Origin of the sequence: Mucilaginibacter sp. L3T2-6, from assembly GCF_030519355.1 — a bacterium.
Classification (GTDB): Bacteria; Bacteroidota; Bacteroidia; order Sphingobacteriales; family Sphingobacteriaceae; genus Mucilaginibacter.
The window spans coordinates 61,921-86,486 of sequence record NZ_JAUMKC010000005.1 but is presented as its reverse complement, the minus strand read 5'-3'; the positions used below and the strand labels follow the sequence as shown (position 1 = coordinate 86,486).

The following is a 24,566-nucleotide window of genomic DNA, read 5'->3' as shown; positions in this document are numbered from 1 at the left end:
CAAGTTAAATTAATTTCCCGGAGATGAGCCCCATGAATTCATGAATACTGACGACATTTACTTTTGGGAAGTCGACGTTCTTCAAAACATTGAAATGCTGGTCGTTACTAACAATAAAGTCGGCGCTGCCTGCAATTGCATCGTCGACATATTTATTATCGTCGGGATCATTTTCTATAAGCTTCCATTCAAAATATACCTCAACCTTGTTCAAATTGTCAAGGCTAAGGAGCATTTCTGCAATGTTGTTTGCCACTATGGCATTGGCTTTTCGCTCTAATATTTCAGTATATTCAGATAAAATGTCGTTCGTTAGGACAAGGTTAAATCTGCCATTTATCAGGGAATCGATAATTGGTCTGAATACCGATTTTGGGGCAATTGAAATTAGCAGGACATTCGTGTCCAACACTACAATCATTGGTTACTTTTTCTTAAATGTTCATTGGCCCAGGCTTCCATTGTTTCATTGGTCCAACCGTTCTCTGCCCATAGCTTATCCATTTCGTCAGCTGCACTCTTGGCGAAATAACGAACCAATATATTCTTGATTTCCGCTAATTGCGTATCGGGCAAATCGTATTGAAACAATTTCAATAATTCCAATTGCACATTCGTTAACTTTCCAGCGGTTTCCATCGGATTGTCGTTTGTTAAAAAATATAAATATAAAAAAATATGGCTGATATCGCAGCTCCGCCATCAATCGTACCGGTGCCGCTCAAAATCATAATCAGACTGTGCTGAAATAATCTTTTTCTCTTTATCTATATCGCGCTCCAGGCGGTGGTCATAAACTTCGTCTGTCACCCTTATGTGCCGTTCTTTATCCCGCTCAGCGTAGTGAATGTCCGCTTCGCCAATTTTGGCTACAGCAATATCATACGCACCCCGTGGCGACATCAGCTTAACAAACACCGGCAAACACTCGAACAAAATAAACAGCCAGCTAATAAACGATTCGGCCAGGAAGGTGTCTAAATCACGCGTGCCGTTTTCGTTGTACGACAGCTGCCCCAGGGCCCAGTTGCGGTCGCTGAAACCCGCAACGTTCGAAAGGCTGTCCAATTGATGTTCGGTAAACAGGCGGGTATTGGTTACGCCCTCAAAATCTTTCCGCCGGCTAAGGTAGTCTTCCATTTTTCCCTGGTCTTCCATTACGGTTTTCAGGCGGTCTTCTTTTTCCTGTAACACCTGCTGCTTTTGTTTGGCATAAGTGCCATAACCCACAATGCCCGAGGTCTGGTCGTTTTTCTCGCCGAAAACTTCCTGGTTAAGCTGCACGCGCGAGTTATTAATGTCGTTTTCGAGTGAGTCTTTTTCACGCTTTAGCTCAGCGCTCTTACGCAGCTCCATGGCATACTTGTCGTTGTATGTTTTTGTCAGGGTATCAATCCGGCGATGCTGGCCTTTAAGGTAGGCGGTCTTTAGCTTCTGGCGAATTTCCTTATCGAATATTTTCAATTCCAGGGGACGGGATATTACAATACCTATCATTATCGCCAGCAGGATACGGGGCGACGCCTGTAAGATCTGCTGATTGGTTGTCCCGGTTTTATCAATGCTGGATACAATATACCTGTCTAAATTAAAAATAGCTGTTCCCCATAACAAACCGAATAAAATAGCGAAAACCCAGGCGGCGTGGTTTCCTGCAAAAACAAAGTACATAGCGTACCCGCCGGATAAGGAGGCAAACAATGCCGTAAAAAATATAGTAGCGCCAATTCCAACGTATTTATTATGCTCGAGGGGATATTTCTTTAAAGTGCCTATATGTGCTCCGGAACAGAACCAGAAAAAGCGCGTAACCTTCTTCATTAGTATTATCTTAAATACAATTTAATATGAAACGCCATAAGGGATTGAATGTTACAAACAACAGACTTAAATATTTGAATGATAACAGCTACCTTTGACATTTATTACATCGTAAAGACATGAAAGAAATTACAGTACAGGAATTAAAAGATAAAAAAGACAGCGGCGAGGATTTTCAGCTGATTGATGTGCGCGAGGATTTCGAGTATGAAATGAGCAACCTTGGCGGGCTGTCGATTCCGTTGGGGGGGATTTTAATTGAAGCAGAAAAGATCTCAAAGGATAAGCCGGTAGTGGTAATGTGCCGCAGCGGTAAACGCAGTGCCGCGGCCATTATGCAGCTTGAACAGAAGGGATATACCAACTTGTATAACCTGCAGGGCGGCATTTTAGCCTGGGCCGACCAGATTGACCCAACCATCAACGTGTATTAAGCCATGGCGTTAAAAATGTTTTTGAATGTGCTGTACACCATCGGCATATTCCTTTGTATTATAGCCGGGTATAACTACGGCATAGCCCAGGGGCATTATATTTATTTGCTCCCGGCCGCTGCAATTATTGTTATATTAGTAGTGCTAAAGGTGAGGCTTTTAAAAGATGTAAAAAACGCTCAGAAAAAACCTTAGCACTAACGCCATGCTTATTGCAATTTTAGGAGTTATTGCCCTTATAGTGGGCATAGTACTCAAACGTTCCCCCGAGCCGGGAAGCCGCTTTGCCGGTACAATTAACAGAATAGCTGTTTTGGTTATCCTTTTAGGAATACTGGTATCCAGCATAAAGATCATTGATCCTGGTAAAGTTGGCGTACAGGTGCTTTTCGGCAAGGTGCAGGATGGTGTGCTTGAAAGCGGCCTGCACATAATTAACCCTTTTGTAGAAGTAACAACTTTTAGCGTTCAAACGGAAAATTATACCATGAGCGCCAAAGAGAATGAAGGACAGCAACCGGGCGACGATGCCATCCGGGTGCTTTCTTCCGACGGGCTTGAGGTAACCATCGACCTTTCTGTTCTATATAAAATAAATTCCGCTAAAGCGCCATTCATCCTGCAAAATATCGGCGCAAACTACGAGGATAAAATTGTGCGCCCCATTACCCGTACCGCCATCCGCGATAATGCCGTGAACTATGTTGCGGTCGACTTATATTCAACCAAGCGCGGCGAGTTTCAGGCCAGGATCAACAAAACCATTATAGATAATTTTGCACGAAACGGTCTGCTGGTGCAACAGGTTTTAGTGCGCAATATCAGTTTGCCAGCTACTGTTCGCGCCAGCATTGAGTCGAAGATACAGGCTGAGCAGGATGCGCAAAAAATGCAGTTCGTGCTTCAGAAAGAGCGCCAGGAGGCCGACCGCAAACGCGTAGAGGCCCAGGGTATAGCCGACTATCAGAAGATACTTTCAACCGGGTTGTCAGACAAGCAATTGATGTACGAGAGCATCAAGGCGCAAAAGGAAATAGCATTGTCACCAAATACCAAGGTAATTATCATCGGCGGAAAAAATAACCCGATAATGCTGAGTGATAAGTAAAAGTTGCTAGTTACGGTAAGCCCAATACCGCCGGATATAATACTTAAAAACGATACTTATTCCTGGAGTTGGGATATTGGGAATTTAGTCCTGTTCACAACAGCTTATCCGGCGTAATTGGCAGTTCCCGCACCCGTTTTCCGGTAGCATTATAAACGGCATTAGCCACAGCTGCCGCAACGCCGATGGTCGCAATCTCGCCCATGCCTTTGGCCCCGATGGGGTTTAGTATATTATCGGCCTTATTAACGAAGTAGGCTTCCACCTGGGGAATATCAGCTTGTACAGGCACATGGTAATCGGCAAAGTTGTTGTTTACCAGGCGGCCGTAGCGGTGGTCTATAACAGCTTCTTCCATCAGCGCCATGCCTATACCCATAATAGTACCGCCGATCATCTGGCTGCGGGCGGTTTTAGGGCTTAATATTTGTCCGGCATCAGCTACAGAAATCGCCTTATCGATTTTAACGACCCCGGTAGCCGGGTGCACCAAAACACGCATAAAATGAACCGACCAGGAATACATGGAATATTTCCCCTGCTCCGGTCCGCTTTTCGAAGTGGTGGTAACTTCCAGGTGGTCCAGCCCCTGCTGCTTTAGTATCTTTATATAGTCAGCCGGGTCGGTATTACCGGCCATCGATTTAAATTTCTCTTTAAGTTCAGTGCAGGCATCGTGCACGGCCGAACCCACTGTGGCAGCAATCTGCGAGCCGCCCTGCGTAGGCGAAGGAGGCAGTGACGAGTCGCCCAGCACGATCTTAATTTTGTCAGCGGGAATATCCATTACCCCGGTTGCTACCGAGGCCATTGCAGTTCCCGTACCAGGCCCGATATCTGTAACTGCTGTTTGTAAAACCAGCGTTCCGTCGGCCTGCATTTTTGCAGTAACGGTTGATGAGCTGCGATGTGCACCAAACATGCCTGCCGCCATTCCATAGCCTATGTGCCAGCCATTTTGCAATATTGTACCCGGCTTTTGGCTGCGTTCGGTCCAGCCAATTTTCTCTGCCCCTATTTTGTAGGCCTCTGCCAGGAATTTGCTCGAATAAGGCTTGTTGTTTGATGGGTCGGTTTCGGCGTAATTGCGCATGCGCAGCTCAATGGGGTCGATGTTTAAGGCATACGATAATTCATCCATCGCCGATTCCAGCGCAAAGGCGCCCGTGGCCTCGCCCGGCCCGCGCATCGGCGTCGGAGTATTTACATTGAGCGATACGAGCCTGTACCGGGTATTGATATTCGGACAGGCATACATCAGCTGACTGATATTCACCACTCCTTCCGTAAAATCTTCATAAACGGATGATTGCCCGGTAGCCTCATGCGTAATGCCGGTAAGTTTACCATCCGCGCCCGCACCTAAACTAACCTTTTGCCAGGTAAACGGGCGATAGCCTACTGACGTAAACATATCAGCGCGGCTCAGCACCAGCTTAACAGGTTTACCCACTACCTTTGATGCCAGTACAGCAGCTATCTCATGAGGCCAGGTCCGTAAGGCCGAACCAAATGCTCCGCCGACAAATGGCGCGGTAACCTGTACGTTATCTGGTGGCAGCTTAAATGCCTGCGCAATGCTTCTTTGCGAAGATTTAACGCCCTGGGTTTTAGTATAAACGCTCACCTTATCACCCGCATCCCACCGGGCAATTATAGCATGCAGCTCCATGGGGTTGTGCACCTCTGTCGGGATGATATACTCTGCATCCACCTTCACCGGCGCCGACTGCCACGCGTTTGCCTGCCCCTTAACAAAGTCTTTATCTTCCCGGCGGGTAGAAACCCCTTTGTCGAGATTGGTGAGCAGGTTAGTTTGGTGGGCCTCGGTATCGTAAGTCGCGGTGACCAGGGTCGATGCAAAGAGCGCCCGCTCAAACGTATCGGCTACTACCAGCGCAATGGGCTGGCCATTAAAATAAACCTGGTTATTGTAAAATATCTTGAGCGGGCCTTTTGGCGAAGGGTTATCCGCCTGGTACCCCGGAATTTTAGGCGCGTTAAGGTAAGTAAGCACAGAAAGCACACCCGGCGCATTTTCTGCTTTTTTTGTGTCGATGGATTTAATGGTTCCTTTGGTGACAGAACTGCCAACCATCACTCCATATACCAAATCTTTAACATTGTATTCTGCAGAATATTTGGCTTTGCCGGTAACTTTTAGTCTGCCGTCAACACGGCTTAGGGCAGACTTCCCTGTCCTGTCATCGGGCATTAAGTTATGGTTTCCAGGTATTGCCGTCTCTTTAACTTTCATAACATTCTAACATTACAACAGTTCAACTTTCCATCGCACCATCTTTGCCTAACAACTTATCAGGTGTAATCGGTAATTCCCTAACCCTCTTGCCTGTAGCGTTATACACAGCATTAGCAACAGCCGGCGCCATACCAATTAAGGCTATTTCGGCCATGCCTTTAGCACCCATTGGGTTGATATAAGGGTCCGGTTTGTTCACAAAAATGGCCTCTATTTGCGGGATGTCCGCATTAACCGGCACATGGTAGTCAGCAAAGTTATTGTTAACCAGCCTGCCATAACGGTGGTCTATTACCACTTCCTCCATCAACGCCATGCCTATGCCGCCGATGGCGCCTCCTATTAGCTGGCTTCGCGCAGTCTTAGGGCTAACTACATGGCCGCAATCCGCCACGCATACGGCTTTATCTATTTTAACCACACCGGTTGCCGGGTGTACCAAAACCTTCACAAAATGGACCGACCACGCGTACATGGCGTACTTATCGCGTTCCGGTCCACCGTTCGTGGTGCTGGTAACTTCCAGCTTTTGCAGGTTATTGCGTTTCAATATGGCAGCATAGTCAGGCTTGTCGGTGCCGCCATTACCTGCCAGTTTTTGAAAATTTTCCTTCAGGTCGGTACAAGCCTGGTAAACTGCAGATCCTACTGTTGCCGTGGTGCCCGAGCCGCCCTGGCTTGGCGCCAGCGGAAGCGATGAATCGCCCAGGTCAAACTTAATCTTTTCCGCCGGCAGGCCCATCTCCTCTGATGCTATTGTCACAATCATCGTACCTGTTCCCGGGCCTATATCGCTTACCGCCGTTTGTATCAGCAAAGTGCCGTCGTCCTTCATCACCACCCGGGCTGCCGCCTTATCGCGGTAAGCGCCGAACATGCCGCCTCCCATGCCATAACCAACCAGCCAGCCGTTCTGGGCGGTCGCGCCCGGTTTAGTTTTCCGGTCGCTCCACCCGATAGCGTCTGCTCCTAATTTATAAGCCTCCTTTAAATATTTGCTCGAAAATGGCTTCCCGCTTTCCGGGTCGGTATCCGCATGGTTGATGATACGCAATTCAACCGGATCAATATTTAATTGGTAAGACAATTCATCCAGGGCCGACTCCAGGGCAAATGCGCCCGTTGCTTCGCCCGGACCGCGCATCCAGGTGGGCGAGCCAATATCCAGTGCGCTTAATTTATAAAGGGTATTTACGTTTGCACACGCGTAGGTTGCGCGGCTAACACCAATCGGCCCTTCATTAAAATCTTCGTAAGCAGAGGTTTGTCCAATGGCTTCATGGGTTATTCCAACCAGTTTACCATCAGCTGTAGCGCCAATACCTATTTTTTGCCAGGTATGCGGACGATAGCCAACCGATGTAAACATGTCGGCCCTGCCAAGCACTAATTTTACCGGTCGCTTAACCAATTTTGCTGCAACGATCGCTGCCACTTCATGGGGCCATACCTGTAATGCGCTGCCGAAAGCGCCACCCACAAATTTGGAGTTCACCTGTATGTTTTCCCTGGGCAGCTTAAATATACTGGCAATGCCGTCGCGGGTGTCCTGCACGCCCTGTGTTTTCGTCCATACCGTCAGCCTGTCCGCGGCATCCCACTTGGCTATTATGGCATGCAGTTCCATCGGGCTGTGGACTTCTGATGGAATAATGTATTCCTGCTCCAGTTTAAATGGCGCCGTCTTCCAGGCGTCGGCTTCCCCGCGCTTACTGGTACCATCGCCTTCCGGTGCAAAAGCCTCGTGCTTCTGGTCAATTAAACGGGTGTTATGTTCCGCTGCGTTATATTGCGCCTTTACCAATGATGCCGCATACAGCGCCCGCTCGAACGTATCAGCAATTACAATAGCGATAGGCTGCCCGTTAAATAAAATCTTATTGTTATAAAAAAGCTTGTAAGTGCCCTTTTCCGGTTCTTTTTTTCCGGGCTCAACCTGGTATCCTGCGATTCTCGGGCAGTTTTGATGAGTAATCACTGATAAAACTCCCGGCGCCCTTTCAGCCGCCTTGCTGTCGATCGACTTGATTGTCCCTTTAGTAATGGTGCTGCCCACCAATACGCCATAAACCATCCCGGCTGGCGCAAATTCCGCGGAATAACGTGCAGCGCCGGTAACTTTCAGGCGGCCATCGATGCGGCTTAAGCCTTTGGTTGATTGGTTATTTGTCATTTGATGTCATTCCGTTAAGTGTACATTTTTGGCTCCGTTAGGAGCCTCAATATTGGTATTAGCAAAACGCAATTAACGATATCCGGGCGCCGGTGCGCAACATGATATTATGCATGAACGCCGCATCTATCGGGCGGTGAGTGCTTCGTTGTTCTATTCTGCCAATATTTGGCCCCTAGGGCCGGTTGCTTCCATTATATCAATTGGGGCCATGCATCATTTACGCTATACCGGCCGCATGCTTCAACGCCTCAGTAATAGCTGCCGGCGCGAGCTTCAGCTTAAACGAATTAAATTGGTACCCCTTTGCGCCCTGCATCGCAATTTGAGCGGCCTGGTTAAAGCTTTCTTCGTTTGCAGGTTTGCCTGCTAAGGCCTTCTCGGCATCATATAAACGCCATGGTTTATGCGCCACGCCACCCATAGCTAAACGCGCCTCTTTAATTGTTCCGTTATTTATTTCCAGGGCGGCAGCTACAGATACCAGCGCAAAGGCATACGATTGCCTGTCGCGTATCTTCAAATAATAGCTGTTTTTGGCGAATTTGTTATTGCTGATGACAACACCGGTTATCAGCTCGCCATCGGCCAGCGTGTTGTCTTTTTCAGGGTGATCACCCGGCAAGCGATGGAAGTCCGTAAAAGGAATTACCCGTGAGCCTTTGCGGCTGCTGACGGTTACCTCGGCCCCGAGCGCTGCCAACGCCACACACATATCGCTCGGATGAACGGCAATGCATTTGTTGCTTGTGCCAAAAATGGCATGCATCCGGTTATATCCTTCTAATGCACCGCACCCGCTTCCGGGCTGGCGTTTATTGCAGGGCATCGTGGTGTCGTAAAAGTAAGCGCAACGTGTGCGCTGCATCATATTACCACCAACGGTAGCCATATTGCGCAGTTGCGGCGATGCCCCTGCTTTGAGCGCCATGGCCAGTAAAGGTTGCTGTTCAAGCACTAACGGACTTTCGGATACCGTGCTGTTTAAGGCCAATGCCCCAATATGCAGCTGGCCCGCCTTATCAAGGCTGATACTTTTTAGGGGCAGATTATTAATATCCACCAGTTTATCGGGCGCAGTCACTCCCCGTTTCATTAGGTCGACAAGATTGGTGCCGCCCGCAATAATCTTTACTCCCGGTTTGGCAATGGCCTCTATAGCGCTTTGCTGGGTTACAGCTTTTGTATATTGAAATGGCTTCATACCTTAAAGCCTCCTTCCTTTACCTCCTGTATAGCATTCACAATGTTCGGATAAGCTCCGCAGCGGCAGATGTTTCCGCTCATATACTCACGAATTTCCATTTCCGAATTCGCATGCCCTTCGCGGATACAAGCCACTGCCGACATGATTTGGCCCGGTGTGCAATACCCGCACTGAAAGCCATCGTGTTTAATAAATGCTTCCTGCATAGGGTGCAGTTCATCTCCTTTGGCAAGCCCTTCAATAGTGGTTATCTTTTTACCGTTAACCATTACGCCAAGCGTTAAGCAGCTGTTCACGCGCCTGCCATCCACGTGCACAGTACATGCACCGCACTGGCCGTGGTCGCAACCCTTTTTGGTACCGGTAAGGTCTAATTGCTCGCGTAAAATATCCAGTAAAGTAGCGCGTGGCTCAACAGACAGGCTATGATTAATACCATTCACCTCCAGTTTTACGGGCATTTTTTCAAATGCCCCGGCAATTTTCTCATCCACATGCGCCTCTGCTGCTTTAACGGCGGTTGCGGGGGTTAACGCAATGGCGGTTAAAAGCGTACTCTGTTTTAAGAAATTGCGGCGTGAATTCTCGCTTGTCCCGGAGTCAGCTTCGGGCAAAATATGCGCTCTTTCGTCTTCCATAGCAGGTGTGTTTATTGAAGTACAAGTTAGCGCTATTTTTGTTGAAGATGTGAAATTTTTTATAAAAAGCTTTGTGTTCCTGGCTATATAACTCTTTAAGGCAGCTGTTGAGGAAAATGCCTGTTAAATAGCAGCAGAAGATTTAGTGTGCGGGTTGCAGCTAAAGATTTTGGTTTGCAGTTTTTTCTGAATCGCCTTCAAACAATACTGTAATCAAGTTGTTACTATTCTCATTATAGGCCGTCGGCAATAAAAAAAATAATTGCCCGTTTTTTTGTAACTATATAAATAGTGAAAACGTCTTATAAATATAAGATGAACTTGAAAGCGAAAATGAGACGAAGATGAGTGAGAACAAGTTCAACCACCCCATTGAGTATTTTGTTCTTTATAAGATCAGTTAATAGTAGAAAGCGGTTGTACGATACTTACGACCGCTTTTTTTATGTCATTAATTTGGCCATGGTAAGCGGCAGCCGCGCCGCAACCTGCGAAGGCAGCACTACATTAAGCCTGCCGGGCAGCGCCAGTTCATCTCCGGCCTTTCCGTGAATGTAGGCGCCGATGACACAAGCTTCTTCCGGCGAATACTTTTGAGCAAGCAATGATGTTATGATGCCGGTAAGCACATCGCCCATTCCACCCGAAGCCATAGCGGGGTTGCTTGTTGTATTGAAATAAACTTTTCCATCAGGGCTGATGATGATGGTATAATCGTTTTTCAGGAGGATATTCACCTTATATTCTTTTGCTTTTTCAATTCCGGTTTGCACGCGCGTCCACCAGCTTTTATGCTCACCGAAAAGTCTGTCGAACTCTTTCATGTGCGGCGTAAGGATACTGTTTTCAGGCAGCTCAAGCCAGAACTCCCTGTTTGCCGATAAAAGGTTGAGGGCATCAGCGTCTAATACAACAGGCTGTTCATAATTAGTCAAAATATCTGCCAGTAAGGCCTTAGCGTCCTCGCCCTTCCCAAGGCCGGGGCCAACACCTATTGCGCTAAATTTATCCCACTCAATTGCAGGCACTTCCGCACTGTTTCGTGGGATAGCCATCAATTCGGGCATGGAAGCATTAAGAGCTGTGAGGCCGCTTTTTGGAATGCACGCTGTGGTTAATCCTGAACCCGAATATGCACAGGCCGATGCACTCAATAAGGCAGCTCCCATGGTTTCCTCCTGTCCGGCTACAATTAATGCGTGCCCGTAAGTGCCTTTGTTGCTAAAGCGATGCCGCGGTTTTAGCATTTTACGCACATCCTTGTCCTCTACGGCCTGGTAAGGTGAGTTGAGCGATCGCACAAAATTCTCTTCGATGCCGATATTAACCGCTTCCCAGCAATCGATATATCGTGCGGAGTCTGGCAGCAGGAAGTTAATTTTAGGTTGTTGAAAGGTAATTACCAGGTCCGCCTTTACCGCGACAGCATCCGCAGGTATTTCTCCTTCTGAAAATAAGCCTGTCGGCACATCCACCGCAACAACTGTTCTTTGCAAGCTGTTGATGTAATTAGCCAGCCGTTTAAAATCACCTTCCAGCGGTTTGTTTAAGCCTGTGCCAAGCAATGCATCTATAATCACCGGGCTATTTTCATCCGGAGGATTTTCGCCAGGCTTCAATTCTGTTACCGGGATACTGCTTTGCTGTAATCTTTTAAGGTTGGCATTAAAATCGTCAGACGCTCTGTCTGAAAACCGGGCTATAACAACGCTTATACTTTTATAGGCGTGTTCATTTAGCATCCTGGCGATGGCCAGCCCATCGCCGCCATTGTTGCCGGTGCCGCAATACACCGTTATCCCATTCTTTTTGTCCGGGAAATGGTTGCAAAACCAGCTTACAAAAGCCCTGGAGGCGCGCTCCATTAAATCAACCGGGCTTATGGGTTCATTAGCTATGGTATAGGCATCCGCTTCACGGATCTGGGGTGAGGTTAACAATGGCAGCATATAGGTTAAAGTTACGATTGTTTGGTTTTGTTTGCCGCAGTGCAAGACGAAGTTTTTGAAACTTTTAGGCCTGGTCAAAACTCACTATTCGTGCGTTGGGGCTGCCAGCTCCCTCACCACCCCATCCAACAGAACTTGTTCCCCCTCATCCAGCCATTGCGTCGCACTTAAATAACTCAAGGCTGATATCAGCTTATTAATATCATTTTCAGTTCCTAAATTACCAACATAAGCGGGCAGCACCAGGGCTAATGCTCTCAGGTTTTTGTTTTCGCACCACGTGTTGATCATACCATCCAAAACTGTATTGGCAAATTTAACGGTACCGGTGCGTTTCAAAGCCTCGCCGATGCCCGAACGTATCATGTCGCTATATCTGCCTGCGGGCAAAAAGCCGGCGGAGTCGGCCGCAAATTGATAATATGTGTTGGCTTGTCTTAAATCATTCAGCTGTTCATATGATTTACCTACATTCAGGTACAGAGACGGGTAACTGGCATTTACTGTATCGTCGGGTAGTTTTTTTGCTCTTTCCAGCGCCTCAAGGTTCCATTTTAAAACATCTTCAGGATTTTTTTGATTGCGTGCCAGGTAGTGTGCGGCAGTAAAGGCTTCAAAGTCATTTTCAGCAATATCCCAGGCTTGTTGAAAGAGGCCGTGGGCGTGCTCAATATTTCCTTCCGCCTCGGCTTGCATGCCTTCCGCGCATAGTTTTACTACGCTATTGTTTGGGTCGAATTGCATCTTTGAATTTTGTTGGTGACCGTAAAACTATGGAGCTGCAATTTGCAAAACATTGATGTAAATCAAATAATGCTACCGCGATTTCAGCCGGCTCAATGTTTCCTGTGTGACATCGAGATAAGAAGCTAATATTTTATTCGGGAGCCGTTTGATATAGTCCGGATGTTCCCTCATTAATAATGCATACCGTTCGCCGGCTGATAGCGTCACCAGCTCTTCGATCTTTTTATTTTGATAGATGTAGGCAAATTCAAGCAATCTGATATAGAATTTCCTCCATTCTGAAAACCTCTTTGCAAGACCGTAAAATGCAGTACGGCTAATACAAAGTGCTTCAACATCGTCCAGGGTATCAATAAACTCGAACGAGGGTGTCTGGGCGATAAAACTATTAAGCGCCGTTATTACCATACCCTCCAAAGCAATGTATCGTGTCTTTTCACTGCCATTTAAAGTAAGATAGTAGGTGCGCATACAGCCTTTATTTACAAAATAGAAGGTGTCGCATACGTCTCCGTTGGACAGTAAAATGGAATTCTTTTTAAAATGGACCGGCTTAAAGCTATGCACAATTTCGTTTAAGATATCGCCGTCAACAGTGATGTTGTGCCGCAGATATTTCTTCAATTGCTCGTACATAGGCGGCTTATTTTATCCCCATCTCCTTCTTCAAAAACTGCCCCGTAAAGCTTTCCTTAACCTTACACAAACCCTCGGGTGTGCCACTAAACAAAATGGTACCGCCACCAGAGCCTCCTTCAGGACCCAGGTCTATTACATGGTCGGCTACTTTTATAACATCCAGGTTATGCTCAATTACCAATACGGTATTGCCTTTGTCAACCAATTGCTGCAATACCCCAAGCAACACATTAATATCTTCGAAATGCAAGCCTGTGGTAGGCTCATCGAGAATATAAAAGGTGTTGCCGGTATCTTTTTTTGATAATTCGGTTGCCAGCTTAACGCGTTGCGCCTCCCCCCCAGACAGGGTAGTTGATGACTGCCCCAGCGTAATATAGCCCAGTCCAACATCCAGCAGGGTTTTTACTTTGCGATAGATGGATGGTATATGCTCAAAAAATGCCGTGGCATCCTCAATGCTCATATCCAAAACATCGCTGATGGATTTACCACGGTAACGCACTTCGAGTGTTTCGCGGTTATACCGCCTGCCGCCGCACTCCTCACATGGAACTTGCACATCCGGCAAAAAGTTCATCTCGATAACTTTCTGACCGGCCCCCTGGCAGGTCTCGCAGCGGCCTCCCTTTACGTTGAATGAGAAACGGCCAGGCTTATAGCCCCTTATCCGGGCCTCCGGCAATTGCACGTAAAGGTTACGGATATCCGAGAATACGCCGGTATAAGTTGCCGGGTTCGAGCGCGGGGTACGGCCTATAGGCGTCTGATCAATTTCAATCACCTTATCTATATGCTCTAAGCCTTCAATTTTTTCGTAAGGCAGCGGGTGTTTCTTGGCCCTGAAAAAGTGATGGTTCAGAATGGGGTACAATGTTTCTGTGATCAGGCTCGATTTACCGCTGCCTGATACGCCGGTAATACCAATAAGCTTACCGAGCGGAAAATCCACCGACACGTTTTTCAGGTTATGCCCTATTGCCTTTTTCAGTTTCAGCACCTTCCCGCTACCGGCCCTTCTTTTCTTAGGGATAGCAATTTCGCGCTCGCCGTTTATGTAGGATGTGGTTAACGTATGCGCCTTCATCAATTCATCGGGCGTTCCCTGGGCCACAATCTCGCCGCCATGCACGCCTGCGGCAGGGCCCATATCAATAACGTGGTCGGCATGAAGGATCATGTCCTTATCATGCTCAACTACCAATACCGTGTTACCCAAATCGCGCAAATCTTTAAGGGCATTTATCAGGCGCTCATTATCGCGCTGATGCAGGCCAATGCTGGGCTCATCCAGGATGTACATTACATTCATCAGCTGCGAGCCGATTTGGGTAGCCAGCCTGATACGCTGGGCCTCGCCGCCTGAAAGGGTTTTGGCTGTACGGTCAAGTGTTAAATAATTCAAACCAACATCCAGCAAAAACACTATTCTTGCCCTTATCTCTTTTAATATTTCTTTGGCGATAACATTCTGACGCTCGGTCAGCCGGTCTTCCAGGTTGGCAAACCACTCCTGCAGATTGCGGATATCCATGCAAGCCAGTTCAAATATGTTTTTACCGTCAACCTTAAAATGCAGCGACTCTTTTTTCAATCTTGCACCCCCGCAAACCGGGCAGGTACGCAGCACACGATAGTTCTCCATATCGTCCATGCCTTCTTCGCCGCGGCGTTCCTGCTGTTCTTCCAGCATACGGATAACACCGTCGAAAGCTACCTGGTAACTTTGTACATTCCATTTATTGTACTCAACGGCCACGGTTATCATGTCGCTGGCGCCATTCAGGATGATATCCAGGTGCTCACGCGAAAGTTTTTCTATAGGCGTCGACAGCGAAAATTCGTACTTTTTGGCAAGCGCCTTCAATACCTGGAATATCCAGGTTTCGCGGTATTCTCCTATCGGGGCCAGCCCGCCATTTAAAATACTTAGTTTGGGGTTCGGTATAACAGAAGCCTCATCAACCTCGAAAATATAACCTAAGCCGGTACATTTTTCGCAAGCCCCGTAAGGCGAGTTGAACGAAAACGTATTGGGCTGCGGCTCATCATATGATATGCCCGAAACCGGGTCCATCAGGTACTTGCTGTAGTAATAAACGTTGCCATCCTTATCAGCTATCCTGATAATGCCTTTGGCGATCTTCAGCGCCGATTGCACCGAAGTATATAAACGCTTACTATCTGCCTCGCTAACAACCAAGCGATCTACAACAATATCTATATCGTGTATTTTATAACGGTCAACCTGCATTTTAGGCTCAACATCCGCAATGGCGCCGTCAATCCAAACTTTCAGGAAGCCCTGCTTGCGTATCTGCTCAAACAGTTCGCGGTAATGCCCTTTCCTGGCTTTAACCACCGGCGCAAGAATGTTTACCGGCTGGCCGTCAAATTTCTCGTGAATAGTTTTAAGTATCTGATCTTCAGACATGCGCTCCATCTTTTCGCCGCTTACATAAGAGTAAGCCTCGCCCGTGCGGGCAAAGAGCAGGCGCATAAAATCATATATCTCGGTAATAGTGCCTACGGTAGATCGCGGGTTTTTGCTGGTAGTTTTTTGCTCGATAGCGATAACAGGGCTTAGGCCCGACACCTTATCTACATCGGGGCGCTCCATGCCACCCATAAATTGCCGCGAGTATGCCGAAAATGTCTCCATATAACGGCGCTGCCCCTCAGCATAAATGGTATCGAAAGCCAGCGACGACTTGCCGCTGCCGCTCAGCCCGGTAACAACAACCAGCTGATTACGCGGAAATGATACATCGATGTTTTTTAAATTATGCACCCGGGCGCCATACACTTCAACTTCGTTTTGTTCCCCCAGGTCGACATGTGGTTTTGTCATAATTAGTGAATTAGTGAGCTAGCGATTAAGAGATATCCTGCACTAACGGCACGCAAAACTAGCTAAAAAAATTAGCATATTGCATAACTTGATTAATCGGTCGCGTTAAATTGAGTTCATTAGCCTGGTCTTCTTTTAACTTGATCAACCCCGCTCTTAATCAACCCGATCAACTATTCTACAAACCACAAATATACGCAAAAAAGGCCGGTCATCCCCCTGGGAAACCGGCCTTAAAGTGCTCCGTAATATTAATTTACATTTGGCGGATAATGTTCCGCGTATTAGTTAACGGCCAGCAGCTCAAAGCTTCCGGCGCTCAAATCTTTAACCGCGTAATAATCATAGCCATATTTTTTCGGCTGGGTAATGATGGCTTTCATGGCAATCAGGTTGTAAACATATGCACCTGTTTCGCGGTTGAGGTGCATGCGGAAGTAATTATCCTCGTTTTGCCTGTTTATTGCCTTTTCCAGCTTGATCTCGCCATTGTTGTAAGCAGCAGCGGCAAGGGTCCAGCTATTAAACAAGCCATAAAGCTCCTTTATGTACTTACATGCGGCAACTGTTGATTTGGTGAGGTTCATTCTTTCATCAACCCCGTGTCCAACTTTAAGCCCGTAAGTACGGGCAGTTCCGGGCATAAATTGCCAGATCCCCCTGGCGCCTTTTGGAGAGGTGCTTTCACAAAACCCCGATTCCACTAAAGGAATATACTTAAAGTCGTCAGGGATGCCGTAAGCTTTCAAAATAGGCTCGATAATGGGAAACCATTTGTCTGCTTTACTATGCAAAATGTTGGATTGCACGCATTTAAAACTGTGCTTTTTTATCGACAGCATCAGTTTGCGGGTTACACTTTTGTTCCTTGTTGGCATGGCTTCATTTGCAAAACTGTAGTCCTCGTCGGCATCCGGACTTTTGTAAATAAAAGTTGTAATGCGGGGAGCAGATTCAGTAGCTTTCTTTGCGATCACTGAAGCCTTCGGGTTGTTCATACTGGTGGTTGGCACGGCCTTTGTACCACAAATATTGAACACGGAAATGATAACCAGCAGCACAATTACGGAGCACGTAATCAGATGTCTTTTCGTCATTTCTTTTTTATCCATAATCAATACATTTGGTAGAATGTGCTGCAAAGGTACGTTATATAAGTCAGATTATCAAACACTTACCTTTGCGGCACGTTTTTTACAACGCGGTTTTCAGTCTAAAAACCTGCTTTAAAACGCTTAAAGCGCGATTTTGTTTGTGTTAAAAAAAATCCAAAAATCTCCCGAAAAACCGTAACTTTGACCCCTCACGCTGCGAAAGCGCTAACGAAAAAACTATGGCATTTAACAGACCGGGTAACGGCCGAGACGGCAAGTCGAACATATCATCAAACCGCCCCGCTAATGGCGGTGACAGGCCAAAAAAAGCAAGCCCGGCAAGAGGCAAATCAACCCCCAACTCCGATACGTCAAACAACGCACGGCCTTCGAGAAAGTATAACACCGAAACTACCGGCGAGAAAAAGTCATTTTCGCGCGGCAAAAGCAGTTTCACGGAAGGCGCCGGCGACAAAAAAACATTTTCCCCTAAAAGCAAGCCATACACCGGCCGCACTGCCGGAGAACCGGAAGGTAAGCCATTCGTCAAAAGCAAGCCTTATAGCGGCCGCACCGGCGAAGGAGACAAAAAGCCTTTTTCATCACGTGGCAAATCGGGCGGTTTTGGCGATAAAAAGTTTGGTGATAAAAAGTTCGGCGACAAACCGGCAGCCCGCGGCGGTTTTAAAAAGCCATTCAGCGATAAGCCATATTCCACCGACCGGCCAAAACGCACACGAACAGACTTTGCTTCGCCGGAATTTGAAGCGCCTGCAAAAACAATGCGCGGCCGTAAGAAAACAGCAGAACCTAAAGACGACGGCCTCATCAGGCTGAATCGCTATATATCGAACTCCGGAATTTGTTCCCGCCGTAAAGCCGATGAACTGATAACCGCGGGGGTAGTTTCTGTTAACGGCGAAGTGATCAGTGAGTTAGGCTATAAGGTTGATCCGGTGAAAGACCAGGTGCGCTATAATGGCGAATTGCTGAAGCGCGAAAAAATGGTTTATGTGCTATTGAATAAACCTAAAGACTATATTACCACTACCGAAGACCCGCAGGAACGCCGCACCGTAATGCATCTGGTTGAAAAAGCAAGCCGCGAACGCATCTACCCTGTCGGCCGCCTTGACAGGAATACAACCGGGCTGTTATTGATGACTAACGACGGTGATCTGGCCGACAAACTCTCGCATCCGCGCAATAATATCGTTAAATTATATCATGTCGAGCTGAATAAAGGCCTCACGCAGGGCGATTTAAATAAAATCAGTTTCGGGCTCGAACTGGAAGACGGCTTAATAAAACCGGATTCTGTATCCTACGTGGCCGGCGGCTCAAAAAGGGAAGTCGGCATCCAGATCCATAGCGGCAAAAACCGCATTGTTCGCCGCATATTTGAGCATTTAGGCTACGAAGTGGTAAAGCTCGATCGTGCCGTTTATGCCAATCTTACCAAAAAAGATCTTCCCCGCGGCCGCTGGCGTTACCTTGACGAAAAGGAAGTGATCCAGCTGAAGCATTTGGTGTAGTGAAGACGAAAGGATAAACATAAAGGCGAAAGTTTGTCATTGATAATGTTTCGCCTTTTTTATTGTAGAAATGCATTGTTTTTGCCTTTTACCTTTCACCTCCAATCACTACCTTGCATCTTGTTAACCAAATTATCCTGTGATGAAAAAATTTCTGGTATTAGTTTTGACGCTCTGCCCTGTATTTATGTACGCACAAAAAAAGAAAGGGCCGCCCACAACATATGACCTCCTTATCGGTACCTATACCAAGGGAAAAAGCAAGGGTATTTATGTGTACCGCTTTTATGCCGAAAAAGGGCGGCTGGAGTATCTGAATGAAATCGATGATGTAAGCAATCCATCATACCTTACGGTGTCTGACGATAATAAGTTTGTTTACGCAGTGAATGAGAACGGCAAGCAGGGCGAAGTGAGCGCCTTTAAGTTTGACGCCAGACTGGGCAAACTGGAATTTATTAACAAACAGTCATCGCTTGGCGCCGATCCATGCTACATCTCGGTTGATAAAGACCGGAAAAATGCTTTCGTTGCCAATTACAGCAGCGGTAACGTAGCGGTGATGCCTATAAACAAAGACGGCTCGCTGGCGAATGGGACGGAGACTATCCGCCACGAGGGCAAAGGCCCCAACGCCGAACGCCAGGAAGGCCCGCACGCGCATATGGCCCTTTTGTCGCCTGATGAAAAATACCTGCTTTATACCGATTTGGGCAACGACAAAATATTTGTAAATCGCTACAAACCCGGCAAGGAGAGCCCGCTTTCCGGCGCTAAAACACCTTTTGTAAGTATTACGCCGGGCGATGGTCCGCGCCACATGGTTTTTTCGAACGATAAAAAGCACTTATACCTGTTGACAGAAATGGGCTCGAACATTCACGTGTTTGACTACGACGATGGTAAGCTTACCGAAAAGCAAAAGATATCATTTTTAGCGCCGGGCTTTAAAGGACAAACCGCCGGCGCAGCAGTTCATATTTCGCCGGATGGGAAGTTTCTATACGCATCAAACCGTTTGGAGACAAACAACATAACCGCATTTGCCATAAACGAAGAAACCGGCGAACTTACCCAGGTAGACCAGATATCAACTTTCGGCAAAAATCCGCGCGATTTTGCCATTGAGCCAAATGGAAATTTCCTGGTGGTTGCCAACCAGGATAGCGACAATTTGCTGATATATAAAATAAACAAAGCTACCGGTAAGCTTTCTCCGGTACAAGGTGCAATAGAGGTTGGGAACCCTGTTTGTTTAAAATTCACATCAGCTGAATAAGCTTAAAGCTAAAACCAGAAAGACCAAAGCTATCTGATAGCTTTGGTCTTTCTGTTATAAACGTTGTGCTTTAGCCTTTCGCTTTAAGCTTTTTTACTGCTTGGCGAACGTATAAACCACGTATGCCGTTTTACCACCCAGGTCCACCGGCGATTTTAGTGTCATTGAGCTGCCATCGTTAGCGGCTACAACCAATTGATAACCTTCCGTAACTTTTTGGGCTTTATCTCCCTGGTAAAGCTTTTTAAACTGGAATAACTGGTTAGCGCCGCCATCGGTATTATTTACCGACCAGAATATGGTTTGCGACGTACCGTTTGGCAGCGTATATATGCCATTGCCGCTATTTGTAAGTTTCCAGGTGCTGCCCACAAAGTCTTGTGGTGGCGCCTGGTCGAACACATTCTGTACGGCTTGCTGTACAATGCCCTCATAATTTACGCTGCTAATGGTCCACGTACCGGTAAATTTACCGCGGGATACATTGCTGGCGCCTGTAACGGCATTTTTTGATGAAGAACATGCGGTTAATACGATGGCTATTACTGTAACGGCTAATAATGATTGAACTAATTTTTTCATGATAATTGTAATTTTCCATGTATTAGCACAAATCTTGCCAAAGTAGTAAGCGGCTATTAATTGCTTCATAAATAGCGGCTTTTTGATAGAATTGTTAACCGCCAGAGCGTAATGCACATATATTACCAGGCGAAAACGTTATAATTTAACTACTACATAAGTTCCTCCCTTAAACTGGCCAAGCTGCTTGATCATCTCACGCGTATTTTTACCGATCCAGATCAAACCCGTGGTTCCGCCGTGCGTAAAGGCGAGTACCGAACAATTAAGCTGGTGATAACCCGGAAGGTCCAGGCTGTCGTCGAAGACGTATTTGATGGTATAAGGGTCATTCCCGCCCCTGGCTTCATTAAAATTATTGAGTGTATAGGTTACTCCTCTTTTTATTTTTAGATAGCCGAAGATATATTCTATCATATTATCCTCGAAATAGCCCGCATTCATTGGATAAGTCTTGTTGGTAACCGCTCCTTTAAATTCCTTTCGTACAGTAGCTGCCGTAGCCGAAAACGACATCTCGTAAGTTCTTTTTTGCTGAATGTGTACTTCATGCATACTTACAGGCCGAAACGAAAAATCAGTTACCGAAGTGTCGGCGGACATAAAACCAACGGGAACCTGCCTGGACCTCGAAAATGTAATCCGCTGTTTTGAAGAATCGATTTTTATAACGTTTTCCATCATGAACTCATATTTTATATTCCCTGATGTATCCCAGGTAACGTTTTTATAAAACTGGTGCGAGGGGCGGATAACGTTATAATCAATTGTATTATCCCCAGGCCGGATGGTTTGAGCATAAACCCTGCCGGTAAAAAGGATGATTACCAGTAGGAGGAAGTCTTTCTTCTGCATCTTTTTTTGATGCTAAACTCGCGGTTGCCGCCTGTCATGGCTAACCAATTAAACCAAATGGGATTTATTTTAAACGTATCGGGTATGATTTTTAGTTAGCCGCGTAACTAACCGTTCGCTGCCACAATCGTACGCTTTTTGGCCCAAATCAAATTTCTTCCACTTAAAACCAGGAACAACCCTTTCATCCGTTACTTAGTGCCCAGCTTTCTCAACCCTTAAGCCTATGTCGCTTACTTCTCGTAACGGGTTGTCTCTCATGTTCTGTTCTATAATAAAGGTGTAAGTTCCCTTGGCCGGAAACATGTGATTCACCAGGAAGGGTTCCTGGTAGCTGTACAGATTACCTGAGCCTTTGCCAAGCCATTTGCCTTCTTTATCAGCAAGGCGCAGCTCGAAGCGCTTAGACGCATTTTTTATGCCGGGGCCCGACTGTGATATCAGCACGAAAATATTGGAGTATTTATAGTCGCCGGTTACCCTTAAATTCATATACAGGTTGTAAGGCAGCTTTTCATCATCAATTTTAAATGAAAATTTTGCGCTGTTGCTATACGTCCAGTTATGATTTGGAATTTCAGTATTTTGGTCGATAATTGCATTTTTATCCGTGCATCCTGGCAGCAGGGCTATGCAACCCAACAATATCGAACAGCATAAAATCAGCTTATTTTTCATGCATTATTCCCTGGCTGGCCACCCTCTCTTTTCCCGTCGGGGTTGCGGTTCTTGTTTTTGTTCGGGCGAAATTTTTTGTGGCGGTTTTGCTGGTTCCCGTCGCCCTCGGGTTTGTTGCCCTGTGGCTTGTTGGCGCTGCCATCAGTCCGGTTACCATCATTAGGCTTGTTACCCTGGGGCCTGTTCGTCTCTCCACGGTTGCTGTCGGGCCTGTTGCCCTGCTGCTGCCGTTGTTGCTGCCCTTTATTTTGATTTGAGCCAGCCTGTTGTGCATCCGGGCGCGGCGCGTTATTGCCGGCTCCCTGACCATCGCGCTGGTTACGGTTTTTGTTCTTGTTTTTCTTTTTGTTCTGGTTGCGGCGCTCGTCAAGGCGGGTGAGACTATCTTGCCCAACCACGTTTTCATAATCGAGCACTTTAACCGGCTTGGTTTCAGCTTCAACGATAACACCCAGATCCGGCGGAATTACGCCGTCGCGGTTCATTTGCTGTAATTCTTTTACACGTGCAATCGGCAGCGGTATCCATGATTCTTCACCCGGATAGCTGAACCACATCATTTTTTTAAAGATGTCGGTTTTCTGCAGGCGGGCATCACCGCGCTGGGTTTTTAAAACATTTACATTATCGGGGATGTGCTTAAGCGCATCCATATAAGTATCCAGCTCGTAATTAAGGCAGCATTTCAGCTTGCCGCACTGGCCGGCCAGCTTCAGGGTGTTGAGTGAAAGATTCTGGTAACGCGCCGCAGCTGTAGATACTGTTTTGAAATCAGTAAGCCAGGTTGAGCAGCAAAGCTCGCGCCCGCATGAACCAATGCCACCCAGGCGGCTTGCTTCCTGGCGCATGCCGATCTGACGCATCTCGATACGGATACGGAAAGCCTCAGCCATTTTCTTGATCAGTTCGCGGAAATCCACGCGACCCTCGGCTGTATAATAAAAAGTGGCTTTGGTTTTATCGCCCTGGTAGTCAACATCGCTCAGTTTCATGCTAAGGTTAAGTTCCAGCGCCAGCGTACGCGATTTGTGCATGGTTTCCCATTCAAGGTCTTTGGCTGCCTTCCATTTCTCTACATCAGCAACGGTAGCTTTGCGGTAGATTTTTTTAGCCACATCCTCTTCCCTTACCCTGCGTTTTACCATCTGCATCCGCACCAGTTCGCCGGTTATGGAAACATGCCCCACATCGTAACCGCCGGTAGCCGCTTCAACCACCACCAGCTCGCCTGCTTCCAGGTAGATGTTATCCGGGTTATGGTAAAACTCCTTACGCGAACCTTTAAATTTTACTTCTACTATACCGAAGGGCTTATAATTTGTCGGCATGTCCATGTGCGACAGCCAATCGTAAACATCTAATTTACTGCAACCATTGGTAAGGCAAGAGCCATTACTTTTGCAGCCGGCAGGCGTACATCCGCCCCCCGTTGAACAACTTCCGCATCCCATAATTAATTTGGCATATATTGGGCCCGCTCCTGGCGGATCGTTTTAAAACTTAGTATTTTTATAATCTGTAAAGATACATCTAAAAATAATATTTTGGGGTTACCGTTCCTTTCCACGTGATAGTGTGCTTTTTCCAGCTCTGCAACAATGGCCTCCGCCTCCTCAACAATCATCACTTTGGTCATTTTTTCGGCAGTATCCAGCTCTGCTGCCGGCAGGTGTACCAGGCTGCCGGCGCCTGACAGCAGCAGGCAGCACTCCCGTAAAAAGCTTATTCCGTATCTTAAAAAGTTCTTTTGGTTTTCACGCCCCATTTTGGCAATCTGATCCGCAAAATTCATCACTTCCAGCCCCTTGTTGGCAAAGCAAAGCCGCAGCCATTGTACAAATTGTGTATGATAGCCCCTGTTGTCCAGCTGCAGCATGCTGATGGCGTCGGTAAGGCTGCCGTTGCTTAAATACGCTATTTCGGCAGCGGAGTCCTCCGTTTGGTTATGCTGCTGAACCAGGTGTGCCTTTATTTCCTCCATCTCAAGTGGCGGAATTTTCATCAGCTGCGTACGGCTCAGGATGGTGTTCAGTATTTGGTCCTGGTTTTGAGCCACCAAAATAAACAGCGTATTAGGTTGGGGTTCTTCAATAATTTTCAGCAGTGCATTACCTTCTTTGTCCAGGTATTCGGGGAGCCAGAGAATTAATATTTTATAAGCAGACTCAAAGGGCTTAAAGCTTAATTTCTTGATGATCTGGTGGCACTCTGCAATATTAATATTGGCCTGCTTATTTTCGGCATCCAGGTAATCGCGCCAGGTATCCAGATTTAAATAGGGGTTGGTTGTAAAGGCCTCGCGCCATTGCTCAATAAATGTAATAGCGGTGTCTTCCTTATGTTTGGCAAAGAACGGGTACGAAAAATGCAGATCGGGGTGCATCAGTTTTTGATACTTGCGGCATGACGCACATTCGCCGCAGGAATCATCTTCCAGCCTGTTCTCGCACGATAAATATTGCGCATAAGCCACCGCCAGCGGCAGACTTCCCGAGCCGCCGGGGCCCAAAAACAGCTGCGCGTGGCTAACCCGGTTTTCTTTTACCGAAGTTATCAAGCGTTGCTTTATTGCATCCTGTCCTACTATGTGCTTAAACTGCATTGGTGCAAATTAGGGAATAGATACGAGAATTTAGATGCGAGATATAAGATTTGAGACATGAGACCCGAAATCAAACGCATTTTTTACAATTATGCGTTGAATTTGAAAAGTCTG

General features: G+C 46.8%; 22 protein-coding genes. 5 read left to right on the top strand and 17 right to left on the bottom strand.

The annotated features are described in order from the left end of the window. Positions 1–4 precede the first annotated feature (4 nt). The 3 genes from Q3W13_RS07595 to Q3W13_RS07585 form a co-directional block, all read right to left on the bottom strand. Positions 5–421, bottom strand: a complete 417-nt coding sequence (locus Q3W13_RS07595) for a putative toxin-antitoxin system toxin component, PIN family (protein ID WP_302862608.1) — start codon at positions 419–421, stop codon at positions 5–7. Continuing rightward, positions 418–639 (bottom strand): hypothetical protein, encoded by a 222-nt coding sequence (locus tag Q3W13_RS07590; RefSeq protein ID WP_302862607.1) that lies wholly within the window; start codon positions 637–639, stop codon positions 418–420. Before Q3W13_RS07590 ends, Q3W13_RS07595 begins: the two co-directional genes overlap by 4 nt. Before the next feature lie 63 nt (positions 640–702). Beyond that, a complete protein-coding gene (locus Q3W13_RS07585) occupies positions 703–1,821 on the bottom strand; it encodes a DUF4407 domain-containing protein (protein ID WP_302862606.1) in 1,119 nt (372 codons plus the stop codon). Between the two features lie 119 nt (positions 1,822–1,940). Here Q3W13_RS07585 and Q3W13_RS07580 point away from each other — a divergent pair, with 119 nt between their 5' ends. The 3 genes from Q3W13_RS07580 to Q3W13_RS07570 are packed head-to-tail and all read left to right on the top strand — an operon-like array spanning position 1,941 to position 3,363. After that, positions 1,941–2,255 carry a rhodanese-like domain-containing protein gene (locus tag Q3W13_RS07580; protein WP_302862605.1) on the top strand — a complete coding sequence of 105 codons (315 nt, stop codon included), beginning with the start codon at positions 1,941–1,943 and terminating at the stop codon, positions 2,253–2,255. 3 nt (positions 2,256–2,258) lie between these two features. Further along, positions 2,259–2,450, top strand: a complete 192-nt coding sequence (locus Q3W13_RS07575) for a DUF6358 family protein (protein ID WP_302862604.1) — start codon at positions 2,259–2,261, stop codon at positions 2,448–2,450. Between the two features lie 10 nt (positions 2,451–2,460). After that, the gene (locus Q3W13_RS07570) at positions 2,461–3,363 is read left to right on the top strand and encodes a prohibitin family protein (RefSeq protein ID WP_302862603.1); all 903 of its coding nucleotides are present in this window, start codon (positions 2,461–2,463) and stop codon (positions 3,361–3,363) included. A 94-nt stretch (positions 3,364–3,457) separates the two neighbouring features. On the opposite strand, the gene Q3W13_RS07565 is transcribed toward Q3W13_RS07570, so the two are convergent. The 9 genes from Q3W13_RS07565 to Q3W13_RS07525 form a co-directional block, all read right to left on the bottom strand. Continuing rightward, entirely contained in the window at positions 3,458–5,620 is a 2,163-nt protein-coding gene (locus Q3W13_RS07565; protein WP_302862602.1) for a xanthine dehydrogenase family protein molybdopterin-binding subunit, read from the bottom strand. Positions 5,621–5,642: 22 nt separating this feature from the next. Next, a complete protein-coding gene (locus Q3W13_RS07560) occupies positions 5,643–7,796 on the bottom strand; it encodes a xanthine dehydrogenase family protein molybdopterin-binding subunit (RefSeq protein ID WP_302862601.1) in 2,154 nt (717 codons plus the stop codon). A 220-nt stretch (positions 7,797–8,016) separates the two neighbouring features. After that, positions 8,017–9,000 (bottom strand): xanthine dehydrogenase family protein subunit M, encoded by a 984-nt coding sequence (locus tag Q3W13_RS07555; protein ID WP_302862600.1) that lies wholly within the window; start codon positions 8,998–9,000, stop codon positions 8,017–8,019. Further along, a complete protein-coding gene (locus tag Q3W13_RS07550) occupies positions 8,997–9,641 on the bottom strand; it encodes a (2Fe-2S)-binding protein (protein WP_302862598.1) in 645 nt (214 codons plus the stop codon). The genes Q3W13_RS07555 and Q3W13_RS07550 overlap by 4 nt, the downstream gene beginning before the upstream one ends. A 443-nt stretch (positions 9,642–10,084) precedes the next feature. Then, on the bottom strand, positions 10,085–11,590 hold the full coding sequence (locus Q3W13_RS07545) for an NAD(P)H-hydrate dehydratase (protein WP_302862596.1): 1,506 nt from the start codon (positions 11,588–11,590) through the stop codon (positions 10,085–10,087). 84 nt (positions 11,591–11,674) lie between these two features. Beyond that, positions 11,675–12,334, bottom strand: coding sequence for a hypothetical protein (locus Q3W13_RS07540; RefSeq protein WP_302862594.1), 660 nt, complete (start codon positions 12,332–12,334; stop codon positions 11,675–11,677). A 72-nt stretch (positions 12,335–12,406) separates the two neighbouring features. After that, positions 12,407–12,973 (bottom strand): Crp/Fnr family transcriptional regulator, encoded by a 567-nt coding sequence (locus Q3W13_RS07535; protein WP_302862592.1) that lies wholly within the window; start codon positions 12,971–12,973, stop codon positions 12,407–12,409. Positions 12,974–12,980: 7 nt separating this feature from the next. After that, complete coding sequence (uvrA, locus tag Q3W13_RS07530) at positions 12,981–15,827, bottom strand: excinuclease ABC subunit UvrA (protein ID WP_302862590.1); 2,847 nt, start codon at positions 15,825–15,827, stop codon at positions 12,981–12,983. 284 nt (positions 15,828–16,111) lie between these two features. Beyond that, on the bottom strand, positions 16,112–16,924 hold the full coding sequence (locus Q3W13_RS07525; RefSeq protein ID WP_302862589.1) for a lytic transglycosylase domain-containing protein: 813 nt from the start codon (positions 16,922–16,924) through the stop codon (positions 16,112–16,114). 236 nt (positions 16,925–17,160) lie between these two features. Here Q3W13_RS07525 and Q3W13_RS07520 point away from each other — a divergent pair, with 236 nt between their 5' ends. Beyond that, on the top strand, positions 17,161–18,456 hold the full coding sequence (locus tag Q3W13_RS07520; RefSeq protein WP_302862588.1) for a pseudouridine synthase: 1,296 nt from the start codon (positions 17,161–17,163) through the stop codon (positions 18,454–18,456). 142 nt (positions 18,457–18,598) lie between these two features. Continuing rightward, a complete protein-coding gene (locus Q3W13_RS07515) occupies positions 18,599–19,735 on the top strand; it encodes a lactonase family protein (RefSeq protein ID WP_302862586.1) in 1,137 nt (378 codons plus the stop codon). A gap of 93 nt (positions 19,736–19,828) precedes the next feature. Here the strand turns inward: Q3W13_RS07515 and Q3W13_RS07510 are convergent, their stop codons facing one another. The 5 genes from Q3W13_RS07510 to Q3W13_RS07490 all read right to left on the bottom strand — a co-directional run bounded on the left by Q3W13_RS07510 (position 19,829) and on the right by Q3W13_RS07490 (position 24,452). After that, complete coding sequence (locus Q3W13_RS07510) at positions 19,829–20,317, bottom strand: hypothetical protein (protein ID WP_302862585.1); 489 nt, start codon at positions 20,315–20,317, stop codon at positions 19,829–19,831. A gap of 138 nt (positions 20,318–20,455) precedes the next feature. Continuing rightward, positions 20,456–21,172 carry a hypothetical protein gene (locus Q3W13_RS07505; RefSeq protein ID WP_302862583.1) on the bottom strand — a complete coding sequence of 239 codons (717 nt, stop codon included), beginning with the start codon at positions 21,170–21,172 and terminating at the stop codon, positions 20,456–20,458. A 195-nt stretch (positions 21,173–21,367) separates the two neighbouring features. After that, on the bottom strand, positions 21,368–21,850 hold the full coding sequence (locus Q3W13_RS07500; RefSeq protein WP_302862581.1) for a gliding motility lipoprotein GldH: 483 nt from the start codon (positions 21,848–21,850) through the stop codon (positions 21,368–21,370). Further along, complete coding sequence (locus tag Q3W13_RS07495; protein ID WP_302862579.1) at positions 21,847–23,301, bottom strand: regulatory iron-sulfur-containing complex subunit RicT; 1,455 nt, start codon at positions 23,299–23,301, stop codon at positions 21,847–21,849. Before Q3W13_RS07495 ends, Q3W13_RS07500 begins: the two co-directional genes overlap by 4 nt. Before the next feature lie 2 nt (positions 23,302–23,303). After that, positions 23,304–24,452, bottom strand: coding sequence for an ATP-binding protein (locus tag Q3W13_RS07490; RefSeq protein ID WP_302862578.1), 1,149 nt, complete (start codon positions 24,450–24,452; stop codon positions 23,304–23,306). Positions 24,453–24,566 lie beyond the last annotated feature (114 nt).

Coding starts and splice junctions, on each gene's coding strand:
- Q3W13_RS07595 (WP_302862608.1), bottom strand. CDS start 421: ATGATTGTAGTGTTGGACACGAATGTCCTGCTAATTTCAATTGCCCCA.
- Q3W13_RS07590 (WP_302862607.1), bottom strand. CDS start 639: ATGGAAACCGCTGGAAAGTTAACGAATGTGCAATTGGAATTATTGAAA.
- Q3W13_RS07585 (WP_302862606.1), bottom strand. CDS start 1,821: ATGAAGAAGGTTACGCGCTTTTTCTGGTTCTGTTCCGGAGCACATATA.
- Q3W13_RS07580 (WP_302862605.1), top strand. CDS start 1,941: ATGAAAGAAATTACAGTACAGGAATTAAAAGATAAAAAAGACAGCGGC.
- Q3W13_RS07575 (WP_302862604.1), top strand. CDS start 2,259: ATGGCGTTAAAAATGTTTTTGAATGTGCTGTACACCATCGGCATATTC.
- Q3W13_RS07570 (WP_302862603.1), top strand. CDS start 2,461: ATGCTTATTGCAATTTTAGGAGTTATTGCCCTTATAGTGGGCATAGTA.
- Q3W13_RS07565 (WP_302862602.1), bottom strand. CDS start 5,620: ATGAAAGTTAAAGAGACGGCAATACCTGGAAACCATAACTTAATGCCC.
- Q3W13_RS07560 (WP_302862601.1), bottom strand. CDS start 7,796: ATGACAAATAACCAATCAACCAAAGGCTTAAGCCGCATCGATGGCCGC.
- Q3W13_RS07555 (WP_302862600.1), bottom strand. CDS start 9,000: ATGAAGCCATTTCAATATACAAAAGCTGTAACCCAGCAAAGCGCTATA.
- Q3W13_RS07550 (WP_302862598.1), bottom strand. CDS start 9,641: ATGGAAGACGAAAGAGCGCATATTTTGCCCGAAGCTGACTCCGGGACA.
- Q3W13_RS07545 (WP_302862596.1), bottom strand. CDS start 11,590: ATGCTGCCATTGTTAACCTCACCCCAGATCCGTGAAGCGGATGCCTAT.
- Q3W13_RS07540 (WP_302862594.1), bottom strand. CDS start 12,334: ATGCAATTCGACCCAAACAATAGCGTAGTAAAACTATGCGCGGAAGGC.
- Q3W13_RS07535 (WP_302862592.1), bottom strand. CDS start 12,973: ATGTACGAGCAATTGAAGAAATATCTGCGGCACAACATCACTGTTGAC.
- uvrA (WP_302862590.1), bottom strand. CDS start 15,827: ATGACAAAACCACATGTCGACCTGGGGGAACAAAACGAAGTTGAAGTG.
- Q3W13_RS07525 (WP_302862589.1), bottom strand. CDS start 16,924: ATGACGAAAAGACATCTGATTACGTGCTCCGTAATTGTGCTGCTGGTT.
- Q3W13_RS07520 (WP_302862588.1), top strand. CDS start 17,161: ATGGCATTTAACAGACCGGGTAACGGCCGAGACGGCAAGTCGAACATA.
- Q3W13_RS07515 (WP_302862586.1), top strand. CDS start 18,599: ATGAAAAAATTTCTGGTATTAGTTTTGACGCTCTGCCCTGTATTTATG.
- Q3W13_RS07510 (WP_302862585.1), bottom strand. CDS start 20,317: ATGAAAAAATTAGTTCAATCATTATTAGCCGTTACAGTAATAGCCATC.
- Q3W13_RS07505 (WP_302862583.1), bottom strand. CDS start 21,172: ATGCAGAAGAAAGACTTCCTCCTACTGGTAATCATCCTTTTTACCGGC.
- Q3W13_RS07500 (WP_302862581.1), bottom strand. CDS start 21,850: ATGAAAAATAAGCTGATTTTATGCTGTTCGATATTGTTGGGTTGCATA.
- Q3W13_RS07495 (WP_302862579.1), bottom strand. CDS start 23,301: ATGGGATGCGGAAGTTGTTCAACGGGGGGCGGATGTACGCCTGCCGGC.
- Q3W13_RS07490 (WP_302862578.1), bottom strand. CDS start 24,452: ATGCAGTTTAAGCACATAGTAGGACAGGATGCAATAAAGCAACGCTTG.